Origin of the sequence: Roseibium aggregatum IAM 12614 (genome assembly GCF_000168975.1) — a bacterium.
GTDB classification, from domain to species: domain Bacteria; phylum Pseudomonadota; class Alphaproteobacteria; order Rhizobiales; family Stappiaceae; genus Roseibium; species Roseibium aggregatum.
Genome location: NZ_AAUW01000004.1, coordinates 189092 through 211124, shown reverse-complemented (window position 1 = coordinate 211124; position 22033 = coordinate 189092). Strand labels below are relative to the sequence as shown.

Sequence of the window (22033 nt, the reverse complement as noted above, 5' to 3'; positions counted from 1 at the left end):
TTCCAACTATCTGTAGCGACCTCGCCCCTTTAGAAGACGAACTCTTCTGCTTTGGCGAAGCCCGGCAGAACGCTCACGGACGCATTAAAGCCGAATCGGCTGCTGACCGCAGTGCCCGATTTCTGGTAAAGCTTGGCAACGCCAGAACCGCCGCGTCCTTCGATCACCGCCAGACGGCCGGTTGGCTTCAACTGATCGGTCAGGGTCTGCGGCAACACTTCGACAGCACCATCCACCAGAATGACATCATAAGGGCCTTCGGACGAATAGCCCGCAGCCAGCGCACCTTCCACGACCACCGCATTTTCAATGCCGAGATCCACCAGAACCTCGGTTGCGGTTTTGGCGAGATCCGGATTTTCCTCCAGAGCGACGACCGAAGCTGCAAGCTTGGAGACCACGGCAGCGCTGTAGCCGGTTCCCGCGCCGACCACCAGAACGACATCGCCTTCCCGGATATCGGCCAGTTGAACCAGCTTTCCGAAAATATGCGGTTTCATGAGCATGCGGCCAGTATCGGACGCGCCGATCGGAAGATCCTCATCGATATAGGCAACGGCCCGTTTGGACGCCGGGACGAAGCGCTCGCGCGGCACCAGTTCCATCGCGTCCAGGATCCGGTGATCGGTCACATCGTTGGTGCGCAGCTGGTTATCCACCATCTTGCGGCGGGACTGATTAAAGTCCGTCATATCGGCCCTCACTTTGACATGCCGGATTACCGGCGCCTCTTGAGAAACGTTCATTAGCGATGCAAAGGCTGCCTGACAAGTATCCGCGCAAGCAGATCCCGCGATCGCATCAGGTTTCTGCGAAAAATAGGCTGCGACAAAGGGGTTTCTTCAAATCGCTCTCCGGCAACGGTGGAAATGTGCACGGCGTTGAATTCAGGGCTTGACCAAATCGCGCAACTGTTTGATAAGGCGCGGCACACCACCTAGGGGCCCTGTGGCGGAGTGGTGACGCAGCGGATTGCAAATCCGTGTACACCGGTTCGATTCCGGTCGGGGCCTCCACTTCCTCTATTCAGTTTAGATCCTTTTCTCACGTATTGCCGCTCTGGGCGATCCTAATGATTTTTGCTGACCCGCTGCATCGTAGTCGCCTTTTCCCTAAACTCTGCAAAAGGCCAACAAAGCTGACAAACCGCAGCGGTTGGCCATTCCAAAGTGTTCTATTCACCTTCTTTCAGGCTTGACCGGACGCCGCAGTTTCCCGGAAGCTCTCTTCATGAAGGAACCGAGTTTCACCATCGGGGTCGAGGAAGAATATCTCCTCGTGGACAAATCTACCCGCAAGCTGGCAAGTTCGCCGCCGCCGGAGCTGTTTAAGGCTTGCGAAAGTGCCCTTGAAGGACGGGTAAGTCCTGAATTTCTGAAATGCCAGATAGAGGTCGGCACTCCGGTCTGCTCCAGTCTCCAGGAGGTCCGATCAGAACTCGGGCTTCTCCGCAAGACGATTGCGCGCGAAGCAGCAGCGTTCAACCTGGCACCAATCGCTTCCTCAACCCACCCGTTCGCGGAATGGACGGATCAACCGCGCACGGACAAGGAACGCTACAACGAAATCGCCAGATCCATGCAAGTTGTGGTAAAGCGCATGGTGATCTGCGGCATGCATGTGCATATCGGCATCGAAGATGAGGAATTGCGTATCGAGCTGTTTAACCAGCTCGCCTACTTTCTGCCGCACCTGCTTGCGCTCAGTACATCGTCGCCCTTTTGGCGCGGCCGGAACACCGGCCTGAAGTCCTACCGTCTGTCGGTTTTCAACGAGATGCCGCGAACAGGTCTGCCGCCCCGTTTCAACAGCTATTTCGATTACCTGCACACGGTCGATATTCTCGTTCGTGCAGGCGCCATTGAGGATGCCACCAAAATCTGGTGGGACCTGCGCCCTTCCGACCGGTTTCCAACGCTGGAAATGCGCATCACCGATGTCTGCCCGCTGCTGGACGACGCAATTGCGATCGCAGCAACCTTCAGATGCCTATGCCGCATGCTCTACAGGCTGCGCCGCGTCAATCAGGGTTGGCGGCAGTATTCGCGATTTCTGCTGGCAGAAAACCGTTGGCAGGCACAAAGGCATGGAAGCACTGCCAGGTTGATCGATTTCGGCCTGAACGAAACAGCAGCTTTCCCGGAGATGATCGGGGAGCTGATCGAACTCATCCAACCCGACGCCGTTCATTTCGGCTGCGAGGCCGATGTGGAGCATCTTCGAGAGATCGCAACCAGAGGAACATCCGCCGAACGCCAGCTCAAACTGGTTGGAGACATTCCCGAAGACGGGCAGATACCGCAGGACACGCTCGAAAGGGTTGTCGACCAACTGATGGCGGAGACCCAACAAGGGCTTTGACAGGTGCGGACTTGTCGGCTGGTCATTAAGCGGGGTCAACCGGATTACCGTGGCGGCGTGCCATGGGTGCCTGTGTGAAAAAATTCCGATGACCCGGTCAGCACAAACGCGAACTCGTCAATTTCCTCGATCACCGCCGCCGCGGAGCGCGACAGGCCCGATCGGGGGCGCATACCACGCTGTGCCTTGATCAGCGCCTGCCGGGCAAGCGCAAGCTGAACCAGCAGAGCCTCGCGTTCGGCGTCCTGTAGCGGTGAATGACGGTCGCTTTTCGGCATGGGGTGTCCTCACGTGCACATTGTTCTTCTTTTGTTCTTTTTTCTACTAATCTACGGACCTGTCAATGCGCCCATGGTTGCTTTGTCTTGCGCCGCACTCGCCTCCCTTGCACTCAATTGGGAATCAGCCTGACTGGCTTTCCTATAAATGCTTGAAAGAGCGAGCACCTTACGCTTAACAACGACACGTCCTTTCCGAACCGAATTCGAGGACGGTCCTGCGGCAGCCCATGTCGCGAACCGTCTGTACTTTTGATCTTCCAACCGGCTAGATGACTGAACAACGGGCGGATCGGACGACCTGCCAACTGCAAGAGGCATATTCGATGGAACACGGCGGGGATTTGACCCTTGCGATTGAGCGCTTTGGCGGAACACGTGACGACTGGCTGGATTTGTCGACCGGGATCAATCCCTACAGCTATCCCCTGCCGGATGCGCTGCCGTCTTCGGCCTGGACCACCCTGCCCGCGCGCGGCGCTGAAGAGCATCTGATTGCGGCGGCCCGGCACGCCTACCGTATTCCAGACCATCTTGGTGTCATCGCAGCGCCGGGAACGCAGATCCTCCTGTCACTGCTGCCAACGACCCTTCCGGACGGGCCGGTGGTCGTGGCCACGCCCACCTATACCAGCCACAAGGATGCCTGGGCCCGTGAAGGCCGCGCACCGATTGAAGTGTCCAGCGTCTACTCCCTGCCGGCCGATGCGAAGATCGTTGTTCTCGTCAACCCGAACAATCCGGACGGACGCCTGATAGACGTCAAAAGCCTGATCGACATCGCTAAGACACTGAGTGAACGCGGTGGCTATCTGGTGGTTGACGAAGCCTTTGCCGATGTTGTTCCGGGAGCCAGCCTTCTGCCACACATTGGTTCCGAAAACGTTGTGGTGTTGCGGTCCTTCGGCAAATTCTTCGGTCTCGCCGGTTTGCGGATCGGCTTTCTCGCCGGCGAAAGAACCGCCATCTCCAGCATGTCCGCTTTGCTGAACAGCTGGTGCCTCGGCGGACCAGCTCTGGAAATTGGAGCCAGAGCATTGCGGGACAGTGCCTGGCAGGACCGGATCACCCGGCAGTTGATCGAGGATATGGCGGATCTGACGGTCGCACTTTCGCAAGCCGGCCTAAGCGTTTTCGGTGGCACACCTCTTTACGCGCTCGCCGGTCTGCGCAATCCGAAGGCGCTGCATGAGGCCCTCGCCCGCAGACAGATCTGGACGCGGATATTCGACTACGCCCCAACCTGGATCCGCTTTGGCCTTCCCGGTGGCCCGGAAAACCTGAAACGTCTGACCGACGCTCTTGCCGAAGCGCTAAAAGAGGTCTGACGAACTGGAATGCTGCTCTACGACCACGCTCTCTGGCTGCTTCTCGCCGCGCTGTTGCTGGACGCCCTGATCGGCGATCCTGACTGGATGTGGCAACGCCTGCCGCATCCGGTCGTGTGGATCGGCAAACTGATCGGCCTGTTCGACCGTCATTTCAACAAGACGGAATACGCCCCAGGGACGCGCAAGCTGGGCGGCGTGCTGACGTTGCTGGTTCTGCTCGCCGGCGGCGGGCTTGCCGGTGTCCTTATCGAGACGATTGCCAACTGGCTGCCTTATGGAAGGGTGTTGGAGGCTGTCGTGGCTGCGGTTTTCATCGCGCAGAACAGTCTTTACCGTCATGTTGCCGCTGTCAGGGATGGATTGTTGAAGGACGGTCTGGAGGGCGGCCGGAAGGCGGTTTCCATGATCGTCGGCCGCGACCCTAACCGGCTGGACGAAGCCGGCGTCTCGCGGGCAGCCATAGAATCCTGCGCAGAGAATTATTCTGATGGCATCGTGGCACCCGTCTTCTGGTTCGCGGTGCTCGGCCTTCCCGGTTTGATCGCCTACAAGGCGGTGAACACGGCTGACAGCATGATAGGCCACAAGAACGAGGTTTATGCCGACTTCGGCTGGGCGGCTGCCCGGTTCGACGATCTCATCAACCTGCCCGCGTCTCGTCTGGCGGGGCTGTTTATCGCCCTGTGCGCCCCCTTGTCCCGGGGTTCGGTGCGCAAGAGTATCGCCTGTATTCTGGACGATGCCCGCAAGCACCGTTCGCCAAACGCCGGCTGGCCGGAAGCCGCCATGGCTGGCGCTTTGAACCTCGCCCTTGCAGGACCGCGAATCTACCCGGGGTACACCGTCAATGACAGGTATCTGAATGCGGGCGGCCGCAAGGATGCAAGGGCGGAAGATATCACGCGTGCCTTGAGGATCCTGATCGGCTGCCTCGCGCTTGAGGCATTGCTGATCGCATGTCTGGCGCTGTTGCTGGCCTTCTAGGTCAGGCGTTGTCACCTGCCCCGCGTGCAATCTTCAGGATGACCTCCACATCGAGGACCTGGTCCAGATGTCGTGCAAGATCGTCCAGAATCCGGTCGATGTCCTGATCGTAGCTGAGGTCGGACCGGACACCGAAGGCATTCAGGTAAGCCGCCCGGAAGGCATCGTCGGTGAACAGGCCGTGAATATAGGTTCCGTACACACGGCCATCAGCAGAGACCGCACCATCGGCTCGACCTTCATCGAGGCGCATCATGGGATTGGCACAGTCTGGCCCGGACGTGCGGCCAACGTGAATCTCGTATCCGGAGACAGGGGCACCGCTGACGACATGGGTACCGCGTGCGGCAACGGTCGATTTTTCCGCCGTCAGGATGGTCTCGACATCGAGATACCCGAGACCTTCCACCGTTCCCGGAGATCCCTCGATACCCTCCGGGTCGGAAATGGTCTTGCCCAGCATCTGGTAGCCGCCACAAACGCCCAGAATGTGCCCGCCACGCCGGTGGTGAGCCTTGAGATCTATGTCCCATCCTTGCTTGCGAAAGAAGGCAAGATCGCCAACCGTGGACTTCGACCCGGGCAAAAGCACAACGTCGGCATTTCCCGGCAATGGAGTGCCGGGTTGAACAAGCTCAAGCGTCACGCCCGGTTCAAGCCGGAGTGGATCCAGATCATCGAAATTGGCTATCCGCGAGATCACGGGAACGACGATCTTCAGACCGCCATCGCCAAATCCATCCGCCAGCCCAAGTGCATCCTCCGCCGGCAGTTTCGCAGCATCGGCAAACCACGGCACAACGCCGAGGCCTGGCCATCCGGTGCGTCTTTCGATTTCCCGCAAGCCTTTATCGAACAGGCTTGGGTCACCCCGGAACCGGTTGATGAAAAAGCCCTTGATACGCTGACGTTCACCACCTTCCAGAACTGCGCAGGTTCCGACAACCGAGGCGATAACGCCGCCGCGATCGATGTCCGCGCACAGGATCACCGGCAGGTCCGCCGCTTCGGCAAACCCCATGTTGGCGATGTCCCCGGACCGGAGATTGATTTCCGCAGGGCTGCCCGCCCCTTCGACGATCACCAGATCTGCGCCTGAAGCGTTTATCGAATAACTCTCCAGAACCTTCGGTAATAATACAGCTTTCTGCTTTCCATATTCGCGCGCCCGCATTGTGCCATGGCGCTTGCCCTGAACGATTACCTGGGCACCTGTGTCTGTCTCGGGCTTCAACAAAACCGGGTTCATGTGAACGCTCAAGGGAACCCGGCAGCCCATGGCTTGCAGCGCCTGAGCCCTGCCGATCTCACCGCCGTCGGCTGTCACGGCAGCATTGTTGGACATATTTTGCGGCTTGAAAGGGCGAACCGTGAGGCCAAGGTTGGCGAACAGACGGCACAGACCGGCGACGATCAGACTTTTGCCGACATTCGAGCCCGTACCCTGGATCATGATTGCCGGCACCCTGCCGGCAGAGGTCTGTTCAACCATGCAATGTCAGTCTTTGACGAAAGGAGGCGCGCCGTAGGGCCGGAACTCGGAGGGTATCGGAAGGTTGGCAAGCCGCAGTTCAAGCATCAAGCGGACCGTCGGCCGAACGGCGAAGAGAACGGATCCGATGACGAACAACCAGGTGCCCGCATACATCAGTCCATCGTACAAAAAGAAGATGCTGCCGACGAGAAACGTCAATGCAGCCAGGAATTCGACAACGGTTCGGTAAAGTTCGTATTTCCGAACCGTTTCCACATGCGCCTGCGAGGCCGTGCGAAGACCATGATCGAATAGCTTGCTCATCCTCGATCCCCTTTGATTGCCTCTGGGTTTCATGATCCGAGAGCCCTGGCCTAAAACTCGATGCCTTCCTGTGGTTTCACACCAGACCGGAACGGATGTTTAATCTGGGTCATGTCGGTCACGAGATCCGCGATATCGATCAACTCGTCCTTGGCATTGCGCCCGGTGATGACGACATGCACGTCCTCCGGTTTTTCGTTCTTCAGGAAATCGACCACTTCGGCGATGTCCAGATAATCGTAACGCAGGACGATGTTGAGCTCGTCGCACAGGATCAGGCGATATTCACCGGAGGTGATCATGTCCTTGGCGGCTTGCCAGGCTTCGTTCGCCGCATCGATATCCCGCTGACGGTCCTGGGTTTCCCACGTAAACCCCTCACCCATCCGCTTGATCGTGACAAGGTCGGAGAACCGCTCCAGTGCCATGCGCTCACCGGTCTCGATCCGCCCTTTCACGAATTGTATAACGCCCACCTTGTGACCGTGCCCCAGCGAGCGGAACACCATTCCGAAACCGGCTGTCGACTTGCCCTTGCCCTTGCCGGTGTGGACGATCAGCAAGCCCTTTTCGATGGTCTTGGTCGCCATGATCTTGTCGCGTGCGGCCTTTTTCTTGCGCATCTTCTCGGCGTGGCGGGCATTGAGTTCTTCTTCGGTCAGTTCCGGCTTGTCCTTGTCGGCTGTCACGATGCGTCCGTCCCTTCAAGTCTTGTTTTCAAATCACTGAGTGCAGCATGGGTCGAATTGCGCCGCGGCGTCCAGAGGCCGCGTTCGATTGCTTCCAGAAACCGGTCCAGCATTTCATTAAGTCCCGACGGATTGGCGTCCTTGAGGAAGTCCAGAACAGTTTCATTGTCCAGATAGGCATCATAGAGCTGATCAAAATGGTGATCACCCACGGCCCGCGTCGTTGCCGCAAAGGCAAACAGATAGTCGAGCGTCGCAACCATCTCGAACGCGCCCTTGTAGCCGTGCCGCATGACACCTGCGATCCACTTCGGATTTGCAGCCCGTCCACGCACGACCCGACCGATTTCCTCCGACAGGGTGCGCACCACCGGACGTTCCGGGCGCGAATGGTCGTTGTGATAGACCGTCGGCGCGTCGCCTTTCAGCGCCTCGACCGTCGCCGCCAGTCCACCTTCGAACTGGTAATAGTCGTCGCTGTCGAGAAGATCGTGTTCGCGGTTGTCCTGATTGTGCAGCACTGCGTCGATGGTCTTCAGTCTGGTTTCGAGATCATGCCTTGCGACCGTGCCTTCCGCACCACCTCCGTAAGCGTATCCTCCCCAGGTCAGGAAGGCTTCGGCAAAATCCGCGCGTTCTTCCCAAAGCCTCTCGTCAATCAGCGCTTGCAGGCCTGCACCATAGGCACCAGGTTTTGAGCCAAAGACGCGGAACCCGGCACGGCGTTCGGCTTCCGCCTTGTCCAGACCATCCGCCTGAAGCCTGGCACTCTCCGATCGCATCCGGGCGGCAATCGGGTTGGCTTCGTCCGGTTCCTCCAGCGCACCGACCGCACGGGCCGCGCTGTCAAAAAGGTCCATCTGGTGGGGAAAGGCATCTCGGAAAAAACCGGAAACCCTCAAGGTAACGTCAACACGTGGACGCCCGAGTTCTGAAAGCTTCAGGATTTCGAACCCGGTGACCCGGCCCGAGCCCTGCTCCCATACAGGCCGCGCGCCGATCAGAGCCAGTGCCTGGGCAATGTCATCGCCGCCGGTCCGCATGTTGGCTGTGCCCCAGCATGTCAGGACCAGTGATTTCGGCCATTCGCCTTCTTCCTGGAAATACCGTTCGGCAACGAGTGACGCGGATTGCCAGCCGAGCCGCCACGCGGTCTCGGTCGGAACGGCGCGCACATCGACGGAATAGAAATTTCGTCCCGTTGGCAGCACGTCCGGGCGCCCACGCGATGGGGCTCCAGACGGTCCGGGTGCTACAAAGCCGCCGGCGAGCGACGTCAGCACCGCCGCCGTTTCGGCATCTCCGGACCCGGTTACGGCCGGTCGCAAAACGCCGTTCAGATCGTCCAGAACAGCAAGCGTCGAATGCCAACTCTCAGGCACTTGCCGGTTCCCTGCAACGATCTCCCGGGCCAGCACCTCGATGCGCTCGACCGCGTCGCCCTGTGACCGCCAGTGTGTCTCCAGGACATTTGCCAAGATGTCCGGCTGACCGTGGCTCCAGGGGGCGGCGAAATCGCAATCCAGAGGATCAAAGCCTTCGAAATTGAGATCCGCAGCGATGGCCCTTTGCAGGCTCTGTTCACCCGGTTTGCTGCCGCGCGGCACCCTTGCCAGCGCAACGAGCAAATCAGTCAGAAGATCGCCTGCCGGGCTTTCACCCAGAATATGCAGCCCGTCCCGGATCTGCAGTTCCTTCAGGTCGCACAAATGAGCGTCCAGACGCGCCAGGCGCGTTTCCTCGTCCATTGCATCGGTGATACCGATGTCCTTGTCCAGACCATGCCGTGCAGCAGCGTCCAGGATGTCTCGCGTCAAAGCCTTCAGGCGGCGCGGATCGACACCGCTTGCCAGATAATATTCATCCAGCAGCGTTTCCAGTTCTTCCGCGACGCCATGGCTCTCCGCCCGCGCCAAAGGTGGTGTGAGGTGATCGACGATGACGGCGGCCGTACGCCGTTTGGCTTGCGCGCCCTCGCCCGGGTCATTGACGATGAATGGATAGATGTTTGGAACCGGGCCCAGAACGGCTTCCGGGAAACAGCTTTCAGCCAACGCCAGCGCCTTGCCGGGCAACCATTCCAAATTGCCGTGCTTGCCGAGGTGAATGACGGCATCGACTGCGAAATGCTCCCGCAGCCAGATGTAGAAGGCAAAATAGTGGTGCGGCGGGACCAGCGCCGGATCGTGGTAGGTTTCCTTAGGGTCGATGTTGTAGCCACGGGCGGGCTGAATGCCGACCACCTGATTGCCGAACCGATGCAGCGCCAGCCGGAAGTGGCCGTCCGTTACATGGGGATCGTCCGACGGTGCTCCCCAACGTTCAACAACAGCCGATCGCACGGCGTCAGGCAATCTGTTGAACGAGGCCTCATAGTCTGCAAGTGACAGCGCCTGATAGCCAGTCTTGCCGGACCGGCCTTCAAGTGCATTGGTTACACCGGACGTCAGTACATCCATCAGGTCGGCGGATGTTTGCGGAAGGCTGCCAGTGTCGTAGCCGGCACTGGCCATCGCCTTCAGCAGGTGTACGCAAGACGCCGGCGTATCAAGCCCGACGCCGTTGGCAAGGCGACCGTCCCGGTTCGGATAGTTTGCAAGGATGAGCGCGGACTTCTTGGCCTCTGCCGGTTTCCGTCCAAGTCTCGCCCAGGCGGCCGCAAGCTCCGCCGTAAACCTGATCCGGTCAGGCACAGGTACGAATGCAACCGGTGTCGATTGCGTAGCCTCGTCGAAGATACCTTCTTCCTTGAACGAAACCGCCCGCGTCAGGATACGGCCATCGATCTCCGGCAACACGACATGCATGGCCAGGTCGCGGATAGACAGGCCCTGATCGCTTTCTTCCCAGCCTACTTTTGAAGACGACGAGAACACGACCTGCAGCACAGGTTTGCCCGGGCGGTCCAGCGGTGTCGGCTGATGGGCAGCACCAGCTTTGGAAACGGCAAAGGCCGTGCCGTTCAGCACGACATCAGGCGGTGCCGCATCGAACAGGCTTTCCAGGATGGCGACAGACTCGGTTTCCTTGAGGCTGGACACGTAGATCGGCAGCGCATTGACGCCGGCCTTGTCGAGCGCATCGATCAGTGCATCCAGAGGCGCGGTCTGGGCGCCTTGAACCAGGGCACGATAAAAGGTGATTGCGGCCACCGGTCTGGCAGGGTCACACCAGGATGCCTTCAACTGTGCAATGTCGGGTGCTGCTTTCCCGGCAAGATAAATCCCTGCGCGTGGAAGGGGCACGGGATGTGCAGGCTCTTCTCCCTTACCGATCAGATAGGCTGCGTATCTCAGGGCGTTGGCGTAATTTTCCGCTCCGCCTTCCACACAGTAACGCCAGAACCGGTGCACTTCTGCCGAAGATCTGGTGGATCGAGACGTGAGATCTTCGTCCCACTTGTCGTCGCCCGGAACGACAATCAGATCGATGTCGTTGGCACGGACTTCCTCTTCTAACCTCTCCAGGCCGTAACGCCAGTATTCGACGCCGCCCAGAATTCGCAGGACGATCAGCCGGGACCCATGCACGGTCTGTTCGGCATAAAGATCGACTGAATAGGGATGCGACAGCGCCATCAGGTTTGCAAGCCGAAGCTCTGCACGGTCCGCGCCAAGTCGGCCTTGCGCTGCGGCAAAGCTGCCCAGTTCGGTGTCGGCAGCGGACAGAAACAGAATGTCCGCCGGAGACTGGCCGAGATCGACCGCGTCTCCACCGTCATCGATCCGGCGTGTCTGGCTGGCAAGAATGTGCATGCTTGATCTTTATTTCCGGCTTCTATCCAGCGTCTCAGGCAGCAGCCGTCAATTCGCCCAGCAGACCACGGACCGCAGCCAGATCCAGACCTTTCAGGCCGATTACGACAAGCTTGCCGCTGCTTTCGGCTCCGGCTGCAAACCAGGTTTCGACGCGCGGGCCGACGGCCTGCACCATTGCGGGTGCTGCCTTGCCCTCGATCTTCACGGCCCCCTTGATGCGCAAGACGCCTTTTTGCCCCATGGCCTCCAGAACCTTTGCCTCTGCTTCTTTCAGGCTGGCGAAGGACGAGACTGTCAAAACGTGGCTTTCAAAATCGTCATGGTGGTGATGATCGTGATGGTGGTCGTCATGATGATGATCATCATCGTGGTCGTGGTCATCGTCGTGATCGTGATGGTCATCATGGTGGTGATGATGTTCGTGACGGTCAGCCATGTCGTCCTCTGCGGCAGACCCTCTGCCGAGCAGAACTTCAATGGGCAGCGTGCCTTTTTCGGATGTCACCACGTGAACCGCTGGCCGGACATCGGCGGCGATCCTCTCATGCACCTGCTTCAGAGCATCTTCCGAGACCAGATCGGCCTTGTTGAGTACAACAAGATCAGCGCAACGCAGTTGGTCGTGGAACAGCTCTTCAACTGGGCTGTCATGATCAAGAGCTTCGTCAGCAGCACGCTGCGCGGCAAGTGCGTCTTCATCAAGCGCGATCCGGCCTTCCGCAAGCGCGGCAGCGTCCAGCACTGTCACCACGCCATCAACCGTTACCTTGGGCTTCACGCTCGGCCAGGAGAACGCGCGCACGAGAGGCTGCGGCAGCGCAAGACCGGACGTTTCGATGACAATATGCTCGGGTGGATTATCCCGCGCGAGCAGCATTTCCATGGTCGGCAGAAAGTCATCGGCAACGGTGCAGCAGATGCAGCCATTGGTCAGTTCGACGACTTCCTCTGCGGCGCAATCGGGGTCGGCGCATCCGTTGACCAGGGATCCGTCGAAGCCCATGTCGCCGAATTCGTTGACGATCAACGCAATCCGTTTGCCATTGGCATTGGTGAGCAAATTGCGGATCAGCGTGGTTTTGCCTGCCCCAAGAAACCCAGTGACAATCGTTGCCGGGATTTTCGCGCCGGGCTGCAAGGAAGAAGTGGTCATAGTTTGATATCCGGTTGTGAAGTGGGTTTCAAAAGCATCGGAAGGCCCGCAGCGACGAGAACGACCTGGTGGCACTCTTGCGCCATATCCTGGTTCAATCGGCCCTGCACATCGCGGAACGACCTCGACAAACGGTTCTCCGGCACGATCCCCATCCCGACTTCGTTGGAAACGAAAACGCATGGTCCTTGCAGATCCTTCAGGACCGAGCAAAGCCGCGCCGTTTCCACTGGGATGTCCTTGTCTGCAAACAGGAGATTGGACAGCCACAAGGTCAGGCAGTCAATAAGGACTACCCGGTCATGCCTACATTCGTTTTCAAGCGCGGAGACCAGATCAAGCTGCTCTTCCACCGTGTGCCACGACGGGCCGCGCTGATCCTTGTGAGCTGCAATCCGGCTGGCCATTTCATCGTCGTGAGCAGCGCCAGTCGCGACATAGATTTTCTGCAGACCGGTTTCATGGACGAGCTTTTCCGCGAACCGGCTTTTGCCGGAGCGGGCGCCGCCGAGGACCAGTATTGTCCTCTCGCCGTTCGAATGCGTCATTCCTTCTCCCAGCCGTCCGCCCGACAGCGCTAAAGGGTTGCCAATGCGACGGCCGGTCTCCTGGCTTGCGGCTCAGCGCGGTCTGTACCCCTTCCCGGCCCCATCAGGACGCCAGTGGTTTTCGTACAGCCACTCACCGCTCACAGTTGCGGGGGCAGCTCCGGACCCGGACTTGAAAAGCCCTCACCGGATTCCCGTTTCATCCGGATCGGGCAAGGCCTTCTCCGGAACCGTCAGTTTCTTCCTAAACGGATCTTGAAGCCGACACAAGCAGCAGAAGGACACTGTCACTTGCCGCGACGATCCGGCATATCTGCCCACACAGACACCGTCTTGTACCAAAGTCCGGAAATGGCACTGCTCAATCGCGCTGCAAGGGAGCTATCAAACAGCATGGAACGTAGGGTTTTCCAAGCGTGACAGTCGGTCTAGCGACCTGTAATATATTGAGTTTTCCACACGAACCTCAAAAAAATGACGGCACGATGAAAAAAACGTCTTCGGGGGCTTGGCAAACGGATCAAGCCTTTGATATACGCATCTCCATCGACGGGGTGGCAACGCGCTGACCCCGAGCGTGGTGATCCCCAGTAGCTCAGTTGGTAGAGCAAGCGACTGTTAATCGCTGGGTCGCTGGTTCGAGTCCGGCCTGGGGAGCCATCACCACCTCTTCTTTTCTCCCGAAAATTAGCCGCTTGAAGATAGTTCGTAACAACTATTTTCACCCGTTTGCGTTTTGGGGGCCGCTCGGTATTTGTACACCTTGCAATCGATAGTGAGTATCACGGTGGAGCGGTAATGTTTACCGCGTTCCGGGCCAGAATCTCCTCCTCCTCTAGTTGCGGCGCCATTCCTCTGCTCCTCTCTGCGTTTATTTCGTAAGATCGCTTGGGACATGACGACAGGGGCCGTTCTCTTGATAAAATCCAAGACTGGACGTATCGTGAAATGACGCAACGTCACATATTTTGATTTTCAGGCAATTTTACCGCCATCGACCACACCTGCAGCTCTCTAAAGCCGGATACTTTTTATGATCGGCGATGCGGAACCATCCATTCCCACTGTAACGGCAGCTCCCGGTTATGCCGAGTTTCTAAAATTCTACTGTGACAAGGAACAACCTTTGCTCGTCAAGGGATTGGCAAAAAGCTGGCCGGCGCGAAAAAAATGGGTTTTCAAACGTCTGCGGGCAGAACTGCATAGCTTGCCGAACGTGCGAGATAGAGGTGTGTTTTTCGTCAGCCGATCGCCTGTTCTTGAACAGGACATCGAGATGCCGGACTTTCTGAAGGAGGTCCTCTCTTCAGACCGGATAATGGAAGATTCCGTCGCCTGGAGATTCTGGGTGAACAGCAGGAACAATAGGACGGAATTTCACTACGATACCAATGCCGAGAACGTCATCACCGTTCAGGTGAAGGGACGAAAGGAATGGGTACTCGTTTCGCCCGAAACACCGTTGCCCTGTTATCCGTTCACCAATTTTTCTCTCCTGAAAGATGAAGACAAACTACTGAAGAAAAAGCGTTTTTATAAATTCGATCTGGAGGAAGGCGACCTGCTTTACCTTCCGCCTCTTTGGTACCACCGGGTGATTGCCAAGGAAGATGAGAATATCAACATCAACTGGACATTTACGAAACGCGAAACCTCGGTCATCACGAAGGAATTCAAACGCGACGTGGAGCGGTGCGGTTTGCTGCATTCCTTCAAGACCAGCAATTCAGCACTGGTTCGGCGCTGTTACGAGACCGCCATTCGCGCCCTACCCAACGTAGGCGGTATCGGCTGGGGTCTGAAATCGTTCATTTTATCCCCTTACAGGCCTAGCCGCGGAGCTCTCGTCAGGCGCTTTTTCAAGGAACTGCTGCAGATACCGAACACGCTGCTGACGCTTCCAAACGTTCGATCGACGCTGAAAAAGGTCGACAAGACGTAAGCGGCGGACCAGCAAGTCTTCCCACCGCAGTCCGTGGCCTCAGCGCGGGCTGCTTTTCAGCGGAATTCGTGCTGGTCTATGCTTTTGCCAGTTTCTGACCCGCAATCCAGACACTCTCAACGCCAAAGCCGTTGCTGAACTGGACGAAGTCCGCCGGAAAGCCCTCTTCAAAACGGCCGAGCGGACGGCCAAGCACGTCAGCGGGATCGCTGGTGGCCATCGCCAGCGCTGTTTCGAGCGGAAGCTGGAGTGTATCTGTCAAAAATTTCAAAGACGCCGGAAGATCGATATCGGCGCCTGCAAGTGTGCCGTCTTCGAGGGTGAGTGTACCGTTGCGGCGAAAGATTTCTCGCCCGCCCAGGAAGAAGGACGTCACATCGGTGCCGGTCTGCGACATGGCGTCGGTCACGACAAATATTCTGCCCGGGCCGGTCTTGGACTTCAGTGCGATACGCATTGCGACCGGATCGACGTGGACTCCATCGGCAATGATACCAACGTTGAGCGCGCCCAGATCGAGCGCGGCGCCGACAAGGCCGGGCTCGCGGTGTTGCAACGGGCTCATGGCGTTGAAGAGATGTGTGACCATCGAAGCGCCTGCTTCTGCCGCAGCACTGCATTGCCGATAGGTCGCACCGGTGTGGCCAAGACTGACGTGAACTCCGGCGTCTGCCAACTCCCGTATCTGGTCGGGCGGTACGGTTTCCGGTGCAACGGTCATGATAAGGCTAGGCAATTCCCGCGCAGCGCGCTGGTAGAGCGACATGTCTTCCCGGGTCAGAGGTCGGATCAGCCTTGGGTCATGTGCGCCCTTGCGCCCTGCAAAAAGATGCGGGCCTTCCAGATGCAAGCCATGAAAGCCTTTAACGCCCCTCGCCCATGCCGCAATTGCAAGATCAATGACTTTTCGTGTTGTCTCAGGCGTGTCCGTGATCAAGGTCGGCGTCAGGGCTGTCGTGCCGAGCTTCACATGAGCGGCGCAGATACGTTCGAAGTCATCGACCGTTTCCACATCCCCCAGCATCAAGCCGCCGCCGCCATTGACCTGAAGATCGATCAACCCCGGGGTCAGAAGACCATCACCGAGGTCCAGTGTCTCCATGCCAGCTTGCACCTGGTCAACCGGACACAGGCCAACCACCTTGCCCTCCTCGACAAGCAGGGCTGCATTCGCATGGATTTTCTCGCCATCGAAAACCCGGCTGCAGAGATAGGCGGTTCTGGAGGTCATACGGTCTGGGTGACTTTCTTCAGGTGCTTCGGGACATCCGGATTGAACCCACGGTGACGCGCGAACCACTCGATAAAGGCATAGAAGGAGACAATCTGAACCAACGCATCGGTCAGAGGATGGCCGGTTGCCTGGAAGGCGAGCTTTTCTGCACGACGAACCTTGTCTGTCGTCGCAAAGACGCTGCCGCCCTGATCCACCATGCGATCCGCTGCCTCGGCAAGCCCCTCTTCAGCGGCATCGCGCACACCGAGGGCCAGGATCGGGTATCCGTTTTCGACAATCGACACAGGACCATGCATAACTTCGGCAGACGAATAAGCCTCCGCGTGAATCTGGCAGGTTTCCTTGAACTTCAACGCGGCTTCGTTTGCTATTGCCAAGCCTGGTCCACGGCCGATGACATAGAGCGAGCCACGCTGCTCGATCGGCTGGGCAAGCGCGCGCCAGTCCTTGTCGATCGCCTTCTCGAAATGCTCCGGCAAAGCGGCCAACGCGTCGAGCAATTCCTTATCGCCACCGATTTCCGCAAGCAGCAGCAATCCGGCCAATACGGAATTGACGAAGGTCTTGGTCGCGGCAACACTGCGCTCAGGCCCTGCACAAATATCGATGGCAGCGCTCGAAAGCCTTGCAAGTTTGCTGTCTGAGGTGTTGGTGAAGCCAACCGTGAAGGCGCCCTGTCTCGTAGCGCTTTCAACAACAGAGAGACTGTCAGGGCTGGCACCTGACTGGGAAATTGCAATCACCAGCGCCTGGCCGAGCTTGACCTTGCCGCCATAAACCGAAGAAACGGACGGCCCGAGAGAAGCCAAGGCAAGGCCGAGGTAGATTTCCGACGCATACTTCAGGAATGTCGCGGCATGATCCGACGAACCACGGGCGACACTTGCCAGGAACACCGGCGCGCCTGCTTTTTTCGCAATGTCGCGGATGAGCGGATGTCCATCGGCCAGAAGGCGGCGCGCGGCGTCCGGGATTTCTTCAATTTCCCGGCGCATGTGCGTCGGCGTGGCCAAGGTACTTGCTTCACTCATCTGGATCAGTCTTCCAAAATCTGAAGTTCGGCGATGAAGTCATAGGCATCGCCGCGGTAAACGGAACGGGTAAATTCGACGACGTTTCCGGATGCGAGATAGGACACACGCTCTATTTTCAGCCCGGCAGACCCGGCCGGAACTCCGAGTATGTCAGCATCAATGGGCTCGAGGTTGCGTGCGGAAATGCGCTGTATGGCACGTACCGGCTGCATGCCGGACGCCCTCAGGACGGCATAAAGTGATGTCGTGACGCGCTCTGGATGAGGCAGAACGTTCTCGGATAGAGAAGCGCGCTCAATTGCCATTGCGGTGCCGTCAGCCTTTCGAAGCCTGTCGACACGGGCAACGCGCTGACCGGATGTGAGACCGAGCGTGAACATTTCTTCTGGCGATGCGGGAAACAACCCACGGCGCAGCCATTCGCTGCTGGCGGAAAGCCCACGTCGTGCCATATCTTCGGAAAAGGACGTCAGACTGGAAAGACGCTGCTCGACCTTGTGCACCTTGGGCGCAACGAACGATCCACTGCCACGCTTCTGGACAACGACCTGATCCTCGACAAGACCGGCAACCGCCTTGCGCACCGTTACACGAGACAGGTCTGTAATTGACGCTATTTCGCGTTCGGACGGAAGCGGTTCATTCTCCCTCAGCACGCCATCGTCAATTGCCTGCTGAATGCGCCGCCGCAACTGCAAATACCGGGGACCGCTGGAGTTCGCCAGCCAGTCACCATTTTCCAGCATGGAAATGAAGTCCGTCATGAAAAGGGGCGCCTTGGAGATGAAAATAATACCTTTCAGATACCAATTTAAACTCTATCGAAACCGAAAATCAAGTGTTAAAACAATTTGCGAACCTGCGTCACCGCAACCGGAGCACCCACCAGAGGCCGCGCCGATGTGGCGTTGCCCCGAGAGACTTAATTCCGCAACATGAAATTTGGCGTTTCTCCGAGTTCCTGACCCATGAATTTGCCGACGACCGAAGACCGCGACCCGCTTTCCATTGGCCTGTCCAAAAGGTCTGATGAAGACGTGCTGTCCCTGCTGCTGCAACGCCAGAAGGATGCACTGAAAGCCACGGAAGCAGCCATTCCGCAGATAGCAAAAGCAGCAGAAGCACTGCAGAGCGTGACCGTTTCAGGCGGAAAGATCGGTTACGCAGGAGCCGGCAGCGCCGGATTGACGGCACTGGCAGATTGCCTGGAACTGCCCGGCACCTTCGGCTTCCCTGTTGAGCGCATGCGGATGCTCTACGCTGGCGGCGCTGCAAACCTGCTTCATCTGGCTGGCACCTATGAAGACGACGAAGAAGCTGGATTTGCGGATTTTCAGAAATCCGGCCTTGGGGAAGGAGATATTCTTATCGCCGTTTCAGCCAGTGGATCAACACCTTATACCCTCGGTACGGTCAGAGGCGCTCACGCGGCAGGCACACGAACGGTTGCGCTGGCAAACAATCCCGACACGCCCCTGCTGCACCAGTCGGATTTCCCGATCTTCCTGAAAACGCCGCCGGAAATTATCGCCGGTTCAACACGTCTCGGCGCTGCAAGTGCCCAAAAAGCAGCACTTAACATGATCTCAACGCTGGTTGCTCTGCGATTGGGGCACGCGGTTCGTGGCCACATGGTCAACCTTGTAGCTGACAACGAAAAACTGCGTCAGCGTGCCTATCGCATTCTTCAGGATCTGACCGGCTGCACTGCCGAGGCTGCGGCTGAAAAGCTTCAGCAGGCCGGCGGGCGGGTCAAGATTGCCGTGCTGATGATTCGGGAAGGCTTCGACCTGGAAGGTGCCGAAAAATCCCTCGCCGAACATGACGGAAACCTGCGTCCCTTCCTTTAACCCCGATCTCTGGCAAGCGACGCCCGCTCAACACTGTATCTTTGAAAGTCGAGGCCGCTCTGACATATGCGACCCTTCTTCGAAGCCCCCTCCTCCCGTTGTTATTGACAGGATTCACAAGCCCAATTCGTTAAAAAAATAATGCCAATTTCTTTTTTCAGTTTACTACCCATGTCATTGGTTGCATATTGGTATTATAAATGGTCGTTAACAAACAAAACCCAGAGGCGTTATGGCAGGCGATGACCACCTGTTTTGATATTGGAGGCTCCTTCATTCGACATGGAGAGCTCCAAGTGGATGGAACCGTTGCGGAAAAAGGCCGGGTAGCGACTCCTGGCAACGACTGGCAGGCCTTTGTCGATGCCATCGCGACCTGCTCCGGACCAGAAGGCTCCCCCATCTCGATTTCACTGGCCGGCGCCTTTGATGCACGCAGCGGCATCGCTGATGTGGCCAATATTCCCTGCCTTCACAAGCGGCGAGTTCAATCGGATCTGGAGACCGCCCTCAACCGCCCCGTTGCCATTACAAACGACGCCAATGCCTTTGCACTTGCAGAGGCGATCGACGGCACCGGCCGCGGTAAACCGGTCGTTTTCGGAATCATTCTGGGCTCCGGCGTCGGTGGCGGGCTTGTCGTAAATGGCTCTCTGGTCACCGGCTACGGCGGTATTGCCGGCGAATGGGGACATGGCCCCATCATGGATCCGACCGCTGGTGGTCAATTGACGGGAATTGAGCATTATGCCTGCGGCTGCGGTCAGACAGGATGCATCGACGCTATTTGCTCGGCCCGCGGAATGGAAAAGATCCATCGGTCGCTGCATGGGCTGGACCAGCCGAGCAAGGAAATTACCGCTGCCTGGCATGCTGGCGAAAAAGCCGCCACGCAAACGCTGGAAGCCTTCACCACACTGCTCTCTCGCGCGCTCTCTGCCTTTGTCAACACGCTTGGGCCGGATGTCATTCCGGTAAGCGGAGGCCTTTCCAACGACCTTGTCCTTCTGGATGTGATCGACAGGAAGACACGGGACATCGTGCTTGCGGACTATAGCGAACCGCTCGTCATCAAGGGGGCATATTCCGCCAATGGCGGCCTGCACGGGGCTGGTATCGTTGCGCGGTCGTTGTTCAAGGAAGCCGCGCGGTGACCAGGGTTCCGCTCGAGGTTTGTGTAGACACTCTCGAAGGCGCCTGGACGGCAGCCGAAAACGGAGCCGACCGTATTGAACTTTGCGCAGCCCTTTCCGAGGGTGGCTTGACCCCTTCACGAGGCTTCATGGTGGCAGCCGCCAAGCTTCCTGTCCCCGTTTACGCGATGATACGTCCGCGGTCCGGTGATTTCCTATACTCGGATCTGGAAAAGACCGTGATGCTGCGCGACATGGAGGCGGCAGAACAGGCCGGATTGGCCGGTATCGTTATCGGTGCCGTCGATAGCTTGCACCACCTTGATCGCGACTTCCTGACACTGGCCCTGAAGCGCACAAGACTGCCGGCGACCCTGCATCGCGCCATAGATACCGTCCAGGATTATCCAAGAGCCATTGAAGAGGCGATCGAACTCGGGTTCGAGCGGGTTTTGACGTCTGGTCAGGCCCCGAGGGCGGAAGGCGGGCTGCAGTTGCTTGAGCAGGCAGTCAGGCTCGCTGACGGCCGAATTTCAATCATGGCTGGATCAGGCATCACTGCCGCAAACGCCAATCTCATCCTCAAACAATCCGGAGTGAGGGAACTGCATGCGTCCTGCTCTTCGGTGAAGCGTTCGCAGGCGCCTCAGGACCTGGAAACGCGTCTCGGATTCGTCGCCGAGGAAGGCATCAAGAATACCGATGGAAGCACCGTTCAGTCCCTTCGCAATGCCATCGATCAATTTACGGAGACCGCAGTATGAAGACCGGCTATGTCGGATTGGGCGCGAGAATTGCCAACGTCAGCAACTGCCTGCAGGAGGCTTCGGGAGATCTGGATCCCTGCGCCTACGTCGACCCGACACCAGCCGGCCTCAAGCATGTCGAGGCGAGATGCGGCCATAGCCTGACCGCCTACACCGATCTTGCCAGGATGATCCGGAAGGAAAAACTCGATCTTCTGATGATCGGCTCGCCCAATTTCATGCATCTGGATCATCTGCGAACAGCACTGGAGACGGATGTCCGGTACATCTTCTGCGAAAAGCCGATTGTCGTCAGCGAAGCGGAAACGTTCGAACTTCTATCCCTGATGAAGAAGCATGGGGGATCGAAGCGTGTCCTTGTCGGGTTGGTGCTGCGCTATTCACCGCTCTACACCGAGCTTCAAAAGAGCCTGAAGTCCGGCCAGATCGGCAAGGTGGTCTCCATTGAGGCATCCGAGCATATCGGGCCCTATCACGGCTCGTTCTTCATGCGCGACTGGCGCCGCTACGACAGAAACTCCGGCGGTTTCATGCTGGAAAAATGCTGCCACGACCTCGACCTTTACCAAGGCGTCACCGGCTGTCGTCCACGTTTCGTGTCCAGCTTCGGCGGACGCAAAAGCTTCATACCTGAAAACCGGCCGGATCAGGACCATACTTTCCCGACGCCGAAAATCGAAGGCAGGGTCGATCCCTTCACTCCACGCTGGGGCGGCGGCAATGCCGACTTCGACAGCGATGGCGACATCATCGATTATCAGACTGCGCTGATCGAATATCAGGACGGCGCAAACCTCTGCTTTCACACAAACATGTATGTGCCGGACGAATTCCGCCGATTTGCGGTCATGGGCACGAAGGGCATGGCGGAAGGCGACTTCATCCGCAACTACTACCGGGTTCATGACGCTCTGACGTCCGCCTGCCTGATCGACAAGCCCAAGGTCGTTGATGCCAGTCGTCATGGCCATTACGGCGCTGATGAAGCCATGGCGCGAGACCTCCACCATTATTTCAAGAATGGCGGCAACCTGCCCGTTGGCGTTCTGGATGCACTGGAAGCCGGACTGACGGCAATCAAACTGGATGAAGCGCGCCGCACAAGAAGCGTCATCGACCTCACCGACACCTGGCAGCAGTTCGACAGCTACGGCATTGCATAAGGGCCCC

Annotated in this window: 19 protein-coding genes, 2 tRNA genes and 1 riboswitch; of the genes, 10 read left to right on the top strand and 11 right to left on the bottom strand. The window is 58.1% G+C overall.

Annotation, left to right across the window (positions count from 1 at the left end):
* Positions 1 to 29 precede the first annotated feature (29 nt).
* Positions 30 to 692: a protein-L-isoaspartate O-methyltransferase family protein gene (locus tag SIAM614_RS07130; protein WP_040439500.1), complete on the bottom strand. Its 663-nt coding sequence runs from the start codon at positions 690 to 692 to the stop codon at positions 30 to 32.
* A gap of 250 nt (positions 693 to 942) precedes the next feature.
* Between SIAM614_RS07130 and SIAM614_RS07125 the strand changes: the two genes are divergently transcribed.
* Positions 943 to 1016, top strand: a tRNA-Cys gene (locus tag SIAM614_RS07125).
* Positions 1017 to 1230: 214 nt separating this feature from the next.
* Positions 1231 to 2361, top strand: coding sequence for a carboxylate-amine ligase (locus tag SIAM614_RS07120; RefSeq protein ID WP_040439499.1), 1131 nt, complete (start codon positions 1231 to 1233; stop codon positions 2359 to 2361).
* 44 nt (positions 2362 to 2405) lie between these two features.
* On the opposite strand, the gene SIAM614_RS07115 is transcribed toward SIAM614_RS07120, so the two are convergent.
* Complete coding sequence (locus tag SIAM614_RS07115) at positions 2406 to 2639, bottom strand: hypothetical protein (RefSeq protein WP_006933216.1); 234 nt, start codon at positions 2637 to 2639, stop codon at positions 2406 to 2408.
* A 326-nt stretch (positions 2640 to 2965) separates the two neighbouring features.
* Here SIAM614_RS07115 and cobD point away from each other — a divergent pair, with 326 nt between their 5' ends.
* Together cobD and cbiB are read left to right on the top strand one after the other, a co-directional pair.
* Positions 2966 to 3967: a threonine-phosphate decarboxylase CobD gene (gene cobD, locus SIAM614_RS07110; protein WP_040439497.1), complete on the top strand. Its 1002-nt coding sequence runs from the start codon at positions 2966 to 2968 to the stop codon at positions 3965 to 3967.
* Between the two features lie 9 nt (positions 3968 to 3976).
* Positions 3977 to 4954, top strand: coding sequence for an adenosylcobinamide-phosphate synthase CbiB (gene cbiB / locus SIAM614_RS07105; RefSeq protein WP_006933213.1), 978 nt, complete (start codon positions 3977 to 3979; stop codon positions 4952 to 4954).
* Position 4955: 1 nt separating this feature from the next.
* Here cbiB and SIAM614_RS07100 read toward each other — a convergent pair whose 3' ends face one another.
* Genes SIAM614_RS07100 through cobU form a run of 6 tightly spaced genes read right to left on the bottom strand, consistent with a single transcriptional unit; the run spans position 4956 to position 12900 of the window.
* Entirely contained in the window at positions 4956 to 6446 is a 1491-nt protein-coding gene (locus SIAM614_RS07100) for a cobyric acid synthase (RefSeq protein WP_006933212.1), read from the bottom strand.
* Positions 6447 to 6452: 6 nt separating this feature from the next.
* Complete coding sequence (locus tag SIAM614_RS07095; protein WP_006933211.1) at positions 6453 to 6752, bottom strand: YrhK family protein; 300 nt, start codon at positions 6750 to 6752, stop codon at positions 6453 to 6455.
* Between the two features lie 50 nt (positions 6753 to 6802).
* Positions 6803 to 7441, bottom strand: a complete 639-nt coding sequence (gene cobO, locus SIAM614_RS07090; RefSeq protein ID WP_006933210.1) for a cob(I)yrinic acid a,c-diamide adenosyltransferase — start codon at positions 7439 to 7441, stop codon at positions 6803 to 6805.
* Positions 7438 to 11196 (bottom strand): cobaltochelatase subunit CobN, encoded by a 3759-nt coding sequence (gene cobN, locus SIAM614_RS07085; RefSeq protein WP_006933209.1) that lies wholly within the window; start codon positions 11194 to 11196, stop codon positions 7438 to 7440. Before cobN ends, cobO begins: the two co-directional genes overlap by 4 nt.
* A 34-nt stretch (positions 11197 to 11230) precedes the next feature.
* On the bottom strand, positions 11231 to 12352 hold the full coding sequence (gene cobW / locus SIAM614_RS07080; RefSeq protein ID WP_006933208.1) for a cobalamin biosynthesis protein CobW: 1122 nt from the start codon (positions 12350 to 12352) through the stop codon (positions 11231 to 11233).
* On the bottom strand, positions 12349 to 12900 hold the full coding sequence (gene cobU / locus SIAM614_RS07075; protein ID WP_006933207.1) for a bifunctional adenosylcobinamide kinase/adenosylcobinamide-phosphate guanylyltransferase: 552 nt from the start codon (positions 12898 to 12900) through the stop codon (positions 12349 to 12351). Before cobU ends, cobW begins: the two co-directional genes overlap by 4 nt.
* Positions 12901 to 12933: 33 nt before the next feature.
* A riboswitch (cobalamin riboswitch) is annotated at positions 12934 to 13150 on the bottom strand.
* A 334-nt stretch (positions 13151 to 13484) separates the two neighbouring features.
* Between cobU and SIAM614_RS07070 the strand changes: the two genes are divergently transcribed.
* A tRNA-Asn gene (locus tag SIAM614_RS07070) sits at positions 13485 to 13560 on the top strand.
* Between the two features lie 373 nt (positions 13561 to 13933).
* Positions 13934 to 14842 (top strand): cupin-like domain-containing protein, encoded by a 909-nt coding sequence (locus SIAM614_RS07065; protein ID WP_006933206.1) that lies wholly within the window; start codon positions 13934 to 13936, stop codon positions 14840 to 14842.
* 76 nt (positions 14843 to 14918) lie between these two features.
* Here the strand turns inward: SIAM614_RS07065 and nagA are convergent, their stop codons facing one another.
* The 3 genes from nagA to SIAM614_RS07050 are packed head-to-tail and all read right to left on the bottom strand — an operon-like array spanning position 14919 to position 17877.
* On the bottom strand, positions 14919 to 16073 hold the full coding sequence (gene nagA / locus SIAM614_RS07060) for an N-acetylglucosamine-6-phosphate deacetylase (protein WP_006933205.1): 1155 nt from the start codon (positions 16071 to 16073) through the stop codon (positions 14919 to 14921).
* Positions 16070 to 17110: an SIS domain-containing protein gene (locus SIAM614_RS07055; protein WP_006933203.1), complete on the bottom strand. Its 1041-nt coding sequence runs from the start codon at positions 17108 to 17110 to the stop codon at positions 16070 to 16072. The genes nagA and SIAM614_RS07055 overlap by 4 nt, the downstream gene beginning before the upstream one ends.
* Positions 17111 to 17115: 5 nt before the next feature.
* Positions 17116 to 17877, bottom strand: coding sequence for a GntR family transcriptional regulator (locus SIAM614_RS07050; protein WP_006933202.1), 762 nt, complete (start codon positions 17875 to 17877; stop codon positions 17116 to 17118).
* Positions 17878 to 18081: 204 nt separating this feature from the next.
* On the opposite strand from SIAM614_RS07050, the gene SIAM614_RS07045 reads away from it, so the two are divergent.
* The 4 genes from SIAM614_RS07045 (at position 18082) to SIAM614_RS07030 (ending at position 22026) form a co-directional block, all read left to right on the top strand.
* Positions 18082 to 18963, top strand: a complete 882-nt coding sequence (locus SIAM614_RS07045; protein WP_006933201.1) for an N-acetylmuramic acid 6-phosphate etherase — start codon at positions 18082 to 18084, stop codon at positions 18961 to 18963.
* A 200-nt stretch (positions 18964 to 19163) separates the two neighbouring features.
* Positions 19164 to 20117 carry an ROK family protein gene (locus tag SIAM614_RS07040; protein ID WP_324293995.1) on the top strand — a complete coding sequence of 318 codons (954 nt, stop codon included), beginning with the start codon at positions 19164 to 19166 and terminating at the stop codon, positions 20115 to 20117.
* Positions 20114 to 20860, top strand: coding sequence for a copper homeostasis protein CutC (locus tag SIAM614_RS07035; RefSeq protein WP_006933197.1), 747 nt, complete (start codon positions 20114 to 20116; stop codon positions 20858 to 20860). The genes SIAM614_RS07040 and SIAM614_RS07035 overlap by 4 nt, the downstream gene beginning before the upstream one ends.
* Complete coding sequence (locus tag SIAM614_RS07030; protein WP_006933195.1) at positions 20857 to 22026, top strand: Gfo/Idh/MocA family protein; 1170 nt, start codon at positions 20857 to 20859, stop codon at positions 22024 to 22026. Before SIAM614_RS07035 ends, SIAM614_RS07030 begins: the two co-directional genes overlap by 4 nt.
* Positions 22027 to 22033 lie beyond the last annotated feature (7 nt).